The sequence below is a fragment of the Mesorhizobium sp. M7D.F.Ca.US.004.01.2.1 genome (assembly GCF_003997785.1).
GTDB lineage: Bacteria > Pseudomonadota > Alphaproteobacteria > Rhizobiales > Rhizobiaceae > Mesorhizobium > Mesorhizobium loti.
In genome coordinates, this window is record NZ_RZRQ01000242.1 from 1 (window position 1) to 8,996 (window position 8,996).

General features: G+C 64.4%; 9 protein-coding genes and 1 pseudogene. 7 read left to right on the forward strand and 3 right to left on the reverse strand.

Annotated elements, in window-relative coordinates; translation table 11 throughout:
- From EN993_RS25670 to EN993_RS25685, 4 genes and pseudogenes are all read left to right on the forward strand, one after another.
- Positions 1-232 (forward strand): annotated as a pseudogene (locus EN993_RS25670) (prolyl aminopeptidase); the annotation flags it as partial.
- Entirely contained in the window at positions 229-1,851 is a 1,623-nt protein-coding gene (gene cimA, locus EN993_RS25675; protein WP_206532417.1) for a citramalate synthase, read from the forward strand. The pseudogene EN993_RS25670 and the gene cimA, both read left to right, overlap by 4 nt.
- 83 nt (positions 1,852-1,934) lie before the next feature.
- Positions 1,935-2,861: an EamA family transporter RarD gene (gene rarD, locus EN993_RS25680; RefSeq protein WP_109662756.1), complete on the forward strand. Its 927-nt coding sequence runs from the start codon at positions 1,935-1,937 to the stop codon at positions 2,859-2,861.
- 9 nt (positions 2,862-2,870) lie between these two features.
- Positions 2,871-3,551 carry a glutathione S-transferase family protein gene (locus tag EN993_RS25685; RefSeq protein ID WP_109662759.1) on the forward strand — a complete coding sequence of 227 codons (681 nt, stop codon included), beginning with the start codon at positions 2,871-2,873 and terminating at the stop codon, positions 3,549-3,551.
- 20 nt (positions 3,552-3,571) lie between these two features.
- Here EN993_RS25685 and EN993_RS25690 read toward each other — a convergent pair whose 3' ends face one another.
- Positions 3,572-4,570, reverse strand: coding sequence for a transporter (locus tag EN993_RS25690; RefSeq protein ID WP_127265163.1), 999 nt, complete (start codon positions 4,568-4,570; stop codon positions 3,572-3,574).
- 171 nt (positions 4,571-4,741) lie between these two features.
- Positions 4,742-5,032, reverse strand: a complete 291-nt coding sequence (locus EN993_RS25695) for a muconolactone Delta-isomerase family protein (RefSeq protein ID WP_126068567.1) — start codon at positions 5,030-5,032, stop codon at positions 4,742-4,744.
- Between the two features lie 110 nt (positions 5,033-5,142).
- On the opposite strand from EN993_RS25695, the gene EN993_RS25700 reads away from it, so the two are divergent.
- On the forward strand, positions 5,143-6,036 hold the full coding sequence (locus tag EN993_RS25700; protein ID WP_127265164.1) for a LysR substrate-binding domain-containing protein: 894 nt from the start codon (positions 5,143-5,145) through the stop codon (positions 6,034-6,036).
- Between the two features lie 87 nt (positions 6,037-6,123).
- On the opposite strand, the gene EN993_RS25705 is transcribed toward EN993_RS25700, so the two are convergent.
- Positions 6,124-6,735 (reverse strand): TIGR00730 family Rossman fold protein, encoded by a 612-nt coding sequence (locus EN993_RS25705; RefSeq protein WP_057143392.1) that lies wholly within the window; start codon positions 6,733-6,735, stop codon positions 6,124-6,126.
- Between the two features lie 126 nt (positions 6,736-6,861).
- Between EN993_RS25705 and EN993_RS25710 the strand changes: the two genes are divergently transcribed.
- Positions 6,862-8,391, forward strand: coding sequence for a LysM peptidoglycan-binding domain-containing protein (locus EN993_RS25710; protein WP_127265165.1), 1,530 nt, complete (start codon positions 6,862-6,864; stop codon positions 8,389-8,391).
- Positions 8,392-8,500: 109 nt separating this feature from the next.
- The gene (locus EN993_RS25715; protein WP_109662769.1) at positions 8,501-8,848 is read left to right on the forward strand and encodes a metalloregulator ArsR/SmtB family transcription factor; all 348 of its coding nucleotides are present in this window, start codon (positions 8,501-8,503) and stop codon (positions 8,846-8,848) included.
- The last annotated feature ends 148 nt before the right edge of the window (positions 8,849-8,996 follow it).

An 8,996-nucleotide genomic window follows, 5' to 3' on the forward strand; every position in this document is an offset into this window, starting at 1 on the left:
CTGGCTTGAGGAAGGGCAGCTGCTGCGCGATGCGCGCAAGCTCAGCGACATTCCTGGCACCATCGTCCATGGCCGCTACGACATGCCGTGCCCGGCGCACTATGCCTGGGCGCTGCACAAGGCCTGGCCGAAGGCGGATTTCCACCTGATCGAGGGCGCCGGTCATGCTTATTCGGAGCCGGGCATCCTTGATCGGCTGATCCGCGCGACGGACAAGTTTGCAAGCAAATGACCATGACCCGCGAGCGCCTCTATCTCTTCGATACCACATTGCGCGATGGCCAGCAGACGCCGGGCATCGACTTTTCCGTCGAGGACAAGATCGCCATCGCAAAACTGCTCGACGCTTTTGGCCTCGACTATGTCGAAGGTGGCTATCCCGGCGCCAACCCGACCGACACAGCCTTCTTCCAGGAGAAACGCACGTCGCGCGCCCAATTCGTCGCCTTCGGCATGACCAAGCGGGCAGGGGTGTCGGCGTCCAACGATCCCGGCCTTGCGTCACTCGTGCAGTCGAAGTCGGACGCCATCTGCTTCGTTGCCAAGAGCTGGGACTATCATGTCCGTGTCGCGCTCGGCTGCACCAATGAGGAGAATCTCGACGCCATCAAGGCCTCCGTCGAGGCGGCGGTCGCCGCCGGCAAGGAGGCATTGGTCGACTGCGAGCATTTCTTCGACGGCTTCAAGGCCAATCCCACCTATGCGCTGGCTTGCGCCAAGACCGCTTACGATGCCGGCGCGCGCTGGGTGGTGCTGTGCGACACCAATGGCGGCACGCAGCCATCGGAAGTCCGCGCCATCGTCGAGAAGGTTATCTCGTCCGGTATTTCAGGCAATCATCTCGGCATCCATGCCCATGACGACACCGGCCAGGCAGTCGCCAATTCGCTGGCCGCTGTCGAGGCCGGCGTGCGCCAGATCCAGGGCACGCTCAACGGCATCGGCGAGCGCTGCGGCAACGCCAACCTGATCTCGATCGTGCCGACCCTGGCGCTGAAGCCGGCCTTCGCCAATCGTTTCGAGACGGGCATTTCGACTGAGGCACTGACCGGCATTTCGCGCCTGTCGCGCGCTTTCGACGAACTCCTGAACCGCGCCCCGGAAGCGCAGGCGCCCTATGTCGGCGCTTCCGCCTTCGCCACCAAGGCCGGCATCCATGCCTCCGCACTTGCCAAGGAGCCGGCGACCTATGAGCATGTGCCTCCGGAAACGGTCGGCAACCGCCGCCGCGTCATGGTTTCGGACCAGGGCGGCAAGGCCAATTTCCTCGCCGAGCTGAAGCGGCGCGGCATAGAGGTGCCGAAGGACGACCACCGGCTCGACGCGCTGATATCGGTGGTCAAGGAGCGCGAGGCCGAGGGCTACGCCTATGAGGGCGCCGATGCCAGCTTCGAACTCCTGGCGCGCAAGATACTGCACGGGCTGCCGGAGTTCTTCAACGTTACCTCGTTCCGCTGCATGGTCGAGCGCCGCTTCGACGCCAACGGCCAGTTGAAGACGGTCTCCGAAGCGATCGTCAAGGTGGTGGTGGACGGCGAGGAGAAGATGTCGGTGGCCGAGGGGCATGGTCCGGTCAACGCACTCGACATCGCGCTGCGCAAGGACCTCGGCAAATTCCAGGGCGAGATCGCCGACATGGAGCTTGCCGACTTCAAGGTGCGTATCCTCAATGGCGGCACCGAGGCGATCACCCGCGTTCTGATCGAATCGCATGACGGCACCGGTGCGCGCTGGTGGACGGTGGGCGTTTCCGAAAACATCATCGACGCCTCGTTCCAGGCCCTGATGGATTCCATCGTCTACAAGCTGATGAAGAACCGTGAGATGGCCGGGCTGGTGGCCGCCGAATAAGGTTGAACCATCAGCGAAAGTCCATTGATCCATCAGAACTTTGCGATGGTCTTGCCAAGGTGACTGGGCCATAGCGTTGGCTCATGGCCACTGAAGCAATTGCCCTGGACGCGGATTCGAAGGCACGACGCGGCTTTCTGTTGGCGCTTGGCGCCTATCTCTTGTGGGGATTGCTGCCCTTCTACATGAAGGCGGTCGCTCATCTGCCGCTCGCCGAAGTCATTGCCCATCGCATCGTCTGGTCGGTGCCGATCGCCGCCGCCGTTCTGGTCTGGGCCGGCCGTACGGCGGATTTCAAGGCGGCGCTGCGTTCGCCGCGCACCATCGCCATGGCCGCGCTGACGGCGGCGCTGATCTCGGTCAATTGGGGCATCTATGTCTGGGCGATCGCCGCCGACCGCACCGTCGAGACCGCGCTCGGCTACTACATCAATCCGCTGGTCAGCGTCGTCGTCGGCGCGCTGCTGCTTGGCGAGCGGCTCGATCGGCTGCAGATCGCGGCAGTGGTGCTGGCGGCCGTCGCCGTCGCGGTGCTGACCATAGAGGGCGGCAAGCTGCCCTGGGTGTCGCTGGCGCTGGCGTTTTCCTTCGCCGCCTACGGCTTCTTCCGCAAGACGCTGCCGATCGGCCCGAGCCAGGGCTTTTTGCTCGAAGTGCTTCTGCTGTCGGTGCCGGCCCTTGGCTACATCGTCTACCTGATCGCGACCGGGCAGGACCATATCGTGTCCAGCAGCGGTGCCGATACGGCGCTGCTGATCGGCTGCGGTCCGGTCACGTCGATACCGCTCTTGCTGTTCGCCTTCGGCGCCAAGCTGCTGCGCCTCTCCACCATCGGCATCATGCAGTACATCGCGCCGACCATGGTGTTCCTGATCGCCGTTCTGATCTTCGACGAGCCTTTCGGCACCACCCAGGCCATCGCCTTTGCGCTGATCTGGGCGGCCTTGGCAGTCTATTCCTGGTCGATGTTGACGACAGCGCGCCGGGCCGCGCCGCAGCCCGCACGGTAAGGGGTGTCGATGTACCTGCTGCATATCGCCAACAAGAATTATTCCTCATGGTCACTGCGGCCCTGGGTGTTGATGCGAGAGCTGGATATCCCATTCGACGAGCGGCTAACGCCGTTCCCGACCGGATCGAGCTGGAGCCTCTACCGGCCGTTCTCGCCGAGCGGCCGGGTGCCCTGCCTGATCGACGACGGTTGGGCGGTCTGGGATTCGCTAGCCATCGCCGAATATCTGGCCGAGCGCCACCATGGCGTGTGGCCTGCCGAGGCCAAGGCGCGCGCCTGGGCACGCTCGGCCGCCGCCGAGATGCATTCGAGCTTCACCGCACTGCGTGGCGCCTGTCCGATGAGTTGCGGCCTGCGCGTAGAGCCGTTTCCAATGTCCGACGCGCTGAAACAGGACCTCTTTCGCCTCGACGACCTCTGGAACGATGGCCTTGCCCGTTTCGGCGGGCCGTTTCTGGCCGGCGCTCATTTCACCGCCGTCGACGCTTTCTTTGCTCCTGTGGCGTTTCGCGCACAGTCCTATGGTCTCGTTTTCGAGGGTGCGGCTGCAGCCTATCCGGCGCAGTTGCTCGCCCTGCCAGCGATGCGCGAGTGGTATGCGGCTGGCCTTGCCGAGACCTGGCGCGAGCCCGATCACGAAGCGGAAGTCGCCGCCGCCGGCACCGTCATCGAGGATCTTCGCGTCTAGCTGAAAGCCGCCGGCAGGCGCTACAATCCGCGGCCCAGCCGCCTGACGAACAGATAAGTAGCCGCGGCGATAGCCATCGATACTGCCGTCACCACCCAGAAGCCAATCGGCGTATCGACCAACGGCAGCCCACCGACATTCATGCCGAACAGGCCCGAGATGATGGTCATCGGCAACAGCACCGCTGTCATGACAGAGAGAACATAGAGGAGCTGGTTCGACTGCATGGTCAGCTTGGCCATGAGCTCGTCCTGCAACAGCCTTGTGCGCGCCTGCAACTGCTCGCCGTCATGATAGAGAGTATGCGCCCGTTGCGAGAGCCTGACCGCCATGTCGTTGATCGGGTCAGGCAGTTCGTTGCGATGCGAATGATCGAGATGCCGGAACAGATTGGTGATCGTCGCCATCTGCCGATGGATCACCACCAATTGTCGCCGCGCCTCGACCAGCGCTTGTCGTTCATTGTGCCATGCATCGCGCACGACACGGTCCTCGATGCCGTCGAGCGTGTCGCCCAGCTTGCCGAGCTCGGCCGCCATGCCGCCGAGCGACTGGCCCGTGACCGCCTCGATCAGTTCCGCCGGCGAGCGGAATTTCCGCGATCCATTCTCCACCGCCTTGCGAATGGCGTCGACCGATTCCAGCGGCTGCTTGCGCGCGCCGATCAGCACCGCGTCGTTGAAGGCGAAGCGGAAATGGACAAGCCCGCGCGCCTCCGAAAAGTCGTGTCTGAGATCAGGCAGATCGCCATAGAGCCAGCCATCCTCGAAGTCGATGTGGCAGCCATGGCTGGGGGCAAGGAAGGCGTCACGCACCGGCCTCGGCAAAGCCGTCTCAGTGCCGATCTCCTGGCGTGCATGCAGGTCGGTGATCTGATAGCTGCGCCAGGTCCAGCACGCCTGTGCCGGGTCCTTGGTACGCAGGCCGTCGGCCGTGAAATGGTAGATGAAGAATAGTCCGTGCTCGTCGGGCAGGTAAGGCGACAGATCAGTGCCTTCCGGGGCGAGAGCGATATCCATGGGCGCGGTGCCAGATGCAGGTTTCGAACATGGCACCGCATGGCGGCCGCCTGACCGTGATTCCTAGCACGAGCGAACCGGTTTCGTGTGACGGTTTCTTGACAGCCGATCACAGTCTGTCGATCACCCAATCCGGTGGTGACGCCTTCGCCAGCCCCGGATTGGGCTCTGTCAGTGCTTCGGGCCGAAGCCGGGGTAGGGCTTGAGCGGCACGATTGCGGCAATGTCCATCATGCCGGCCTTGACCAGCGGCAAGGTGGCGAGATAGCCGCGAACCTCTGCATCATCGGCTGCCTCGAACATCATGCCGCTGCCCGGGATGTCGCCGCGGTTCCAGACCTGACGCACCGCGCCCTCAGCGTAAAGCGTGCGCCGCTGTTCGGCTTCGCCGGGCAGAAGCGGGGCGAAATCTGCATCGCTGAACTCAGCGGTGTTGCGGGTGAGAAGGGCAAAGAACTGCATGGTGGTCTCCTTTGGTTGGGATGGCCGAGTATCGCTTCCGCGGGTCAGACTGTCCAAGACTGATTAGGCTAGAGTTGAGACCTAACAGGACTTGAAGCTCTGGAGAAAAAATGTTCGACCTGCGCCAGATCAGGTATTTCGTCACCGTCGCCGAAACCGGCAATATCGGCCGCGCCGCCGAAATGCTGCATATCTCGCAATCGCCGCTCAGCCGGCAGATCATGCAGCTTGAGGAGCAGCTTGGCGTCAGTCTGTTCGAACGGGCAAAACAGCGGGTCCATCTCAACGCCGAGGGTCGCGCCTTCCTCACCGAGGCCCGCTCGCTGCTGTCCAATGCGCGACGTTTGGAGGAGTTCGGCCGCAACCTGGCCAGCGGCGGCGTTGGTCGTCTCGCCATCGGCTATGTCGAAGGCGCCGTGCATGCCGGGCTTGTCGCCGAAATGCTGCGCCAATTCCGCCGCGAGCGGCCCGATTTCCACCTGCAACTGAGAAGTTTGCGTTCGGCCGCCCAGGTGGAGGGACTGCGGCAGCGCTCTCTGGATCTGGGCTTTGTCTACTCGCCGCCAGCCGACGATGACCCGGATGTCGCCGCCATGGCGCTGCGGCACGAACCGCTGGTGCTGGCGATCCCCGAAGATGATCCGCTCGTTCACGGATCAGAGATCGGGCCGCATCACCTCGACGGTCGCACCTGGATCACCGTCGTGCGCCAGCCTGACGACACCAATCGTGGTCAATTCCTCGCCGCCTGCGCCAAGGCCGGCTTTCTGCCCGACATCGCCTATGAGACGGCGGATCCGCTGACCTCGCTCGGCCTGGTCAGCGCCGGGCTCGGCCTGGCGACGGTGCAGGCCAGCCTGCGTGCCGCCGCACCGCCGCGGATCGTGTTTCGCGACCTGCCGTGGTTCGACCGTACGGTTTCCATCTATCTTGCCTGGCGGCGTCATGACCGCCGCGCGGTCATCGCCGGCTTGCGGCAGGCTGCTGGGGCAGTAGGGCAGTAGGGCAGTAGGGCAGTAGGGCAGTAGGGCAGTAGGGCAGACACTCCAGGCAATTCACATATTGCCTTACTGCCCTACTCCTTTGCTCCCCTAAAGTTTGTCGATCACCGACTGCACGCCCTCGGTCGGCGCATCGACGGAGGACCCTGCCACCATGATGGCGGCGACGATCGCCTCGGGGTCGTCGACGACCAGCGGCTTGACCCGCTGCGCGGTGTGGATGAAGCCCTCGGCGGCCATGTGATCGAGCAACGCCAGCATCGGATCCCAGAATCCGCCGACATTGCCGAAGACGATCGGCTTGCGATGATGGCCGAGTTGCCCCCAGGTCATGACCTCGACGATCTCCTCGACCGTGCCGATGCCGCCCGGCAGCGCCACAAAGGCGTCGGATTTCTCGAACATCTTGTGTTTGCGCTCGTGCATGTTGTCGGTGATCAAGAGCTCATCGAGCCGGTCCAGCGCGGTTTCCGTCGCTTCCTTGTTAATCAGGAAGCGTGGAATGATGCCTGTCACCTTGCCGCCGGCTTTGAGCGCGCCTTCGGCGACAGCGCCCATGATACCCTTGGTGCCGCCGCCATAGACCAGCCGCAGTCCCGCTTTGGCAATCGAGCGCCCGAGCAGGTGTCCGGCCTTGATATAGGTTTCATCGCGGCCCGGAGACGAGCCGCAATAGACGCAGACGGATCGAATCGTGTTCATAACGATGATTGGTGATTGGGTCTGAAAGCGCGGTCAAGCCCCAAGGGTTAACAAGGGCGGGCTTTTTCTTGTCGGCTTTGGCAAAACAGGCTAGACCGGCGTTAGGTGGCTAAGGGGTAGGGAAGTATGGCAATTAATCCATTGAAGGCGTTCCTGTTCGCGGCGGGTGGGACCGTTGCGGCCGCGGGAACCGCCTATGTATCGGGCGCACTCGACCCGTATCTCAATCACACGCCGCCGGCGAACGTGGCGGCGCTGACGCCGCCCGCGGCGCCGAAACCGGCCGATCCCGGCACGGAAGCGCGGCTGCCGCCAGCGGAGGTCCCGGCAGCTCCTGCTGCGGTGCCCCAGGCAACGGCACCGGCCGCAGCCGGGGCTGCCGGAGCCGCCGCATCCGTTGCCGGGGCGGCCGGCCCGATCGCACCGTCCTTCGATGTCGTGCGCGTCGAAAGCAATGGCTCGATCGTCGTCGCCGGCAATGCGGCTCCAAATGCAAAGGTCGAGATCCTCAATGGTTCGACGGTGCTTGGATCGACCGTAGCTGGTCCCGATGGCGCCTTCGTCATCATTCTCGACGATCCGCTGAAGCCTGGCGACTATACGATTGCGCTGCGCGCGACCACGGGCGATGTCGTGACGCCCTCGGTGCAGACCGCTGTCGTCTCTGTTCCCAAGGATGCGGCCGGCCAGGTTCTGGCCATGGTCGAGGAGCCGGGCAAACCGGCCGAACTGCTCACCGTTCCCGCGCCCGAGACAAAGCCGGCCGCACCGGCTGCCGGCGACCAGGCTGCCGCGCCGGCTGCTCCCGCAGCCGAAACGCCCGCGGCCACAGCTCCGGCACCAGCCGCCCCGGCGGCACCAGCGCCAGCCGTGGTTGAAGCAGCACCGGCTCCGGCAGCGCCGGCGACGCCGCCCGCGGCAGCCGTGGCCGAGCCTAAGATCGTCGTCGAGGCGGTCGAGATCGACGGCAACAAGATCTTTGTCGCCGGCCTCGCCGATGCCGGCCGCAAGGTTCGCGCCTATGCCAACGACATCCTGCTCGGTGACGCACAGACGTCGCCGGACGGCCACTTCCTCGTCGAGGCGACGCGCGACATTCCGGTCGGCAGCTACACCATCCATGTCGACGGTCTCGATGCCGACGGGGTGAAAGTGGTGGCCCGCGCCGCCGTGCCGTTCGAGCGCGAGCCGGGCGAAGCGATCGCCGCCGTGGCGCCTGCCGAAGCAAAACCGGCCGCACCTGCTGCCGCCGAAGCGCCCCCGGCACCTGCTCCTGCCGCACCAGCTACAGAGGCGCCGGCCGTTGCCGCGGCTCCGGCCACGACGCCCGCTCCCGCCACCGATGCTCCGGCCGTCGTGGCGGCGGCGACGCCGCCAAGCGATGTGCCCGAGACCGTGGCGCCCAAGCTCGAACATGCTGATGGCGCCGTCATCATCCGCCGTCACGACACGCTGTGGCGGATTTCGCGGCGCGTGTACGGCCATGGCGTGCGCTTCTCGACCATCTACCTCGCCAACCAGGACCAGATCAGCGATCCCGACCGCATCTGGCCGGGGCAGGTGTTCAAGGTCCCGGAAAAGTCGAAGGAAGGCGAAGCCGCCGACCTCAAGGCGATGGGCGAGCAGGCAACGACGGCGCCTGCCAAGTCGCAGTAAGGTGCTTGAGCGCCGATCTCCCCCTCAAGGGGGAGATCGGCAGCGTCGCCCGATCTACCCATCGGGATAGCTTGCTCCGCGCCTTTTCATCGTTTATCGCCGATGGACGATGACTGAATCCCCTTTTGAATCCGCCGGCCACTGCCGTTTGCCGGAAGATGTCGTCTCCGATAGCCGCGCTATCGCCGCCCGCATGGCGGCGCTTTCGCATCCGGCACGTATCGAAATCATAAAGCATCTGTCGGCCAACAACTCCTGCTGCTGCCGTGAGGTGGTCGACCGTTTCGATTTGGCGCAGTCCACCGTTTCCCAACACCTGAAGATACTTGTCGAGGCTGGTCTGGTCCGGTTCGAGCCCGACCGCCAGCGCTCGCGCTACGAGGTCGATCGTGCCGCGCTCGCTGATGTTTCCGCATCGGTCGCCGCGCTCGTTAATTCCTGCTGCTCCGGCCGCTGAAAGATAAGAAGAAGGCACAAGAAATGGCCGAAAAAACCGTCTCCGACTCCTCGACCTTCAAGACGCTGCTCAATTTGTGGCCCTACATGTGGCCGGCGGATCGCGCTGATCTCAGGGCGCGGGTCACCTGGGCGACGCTGTTGCTGGT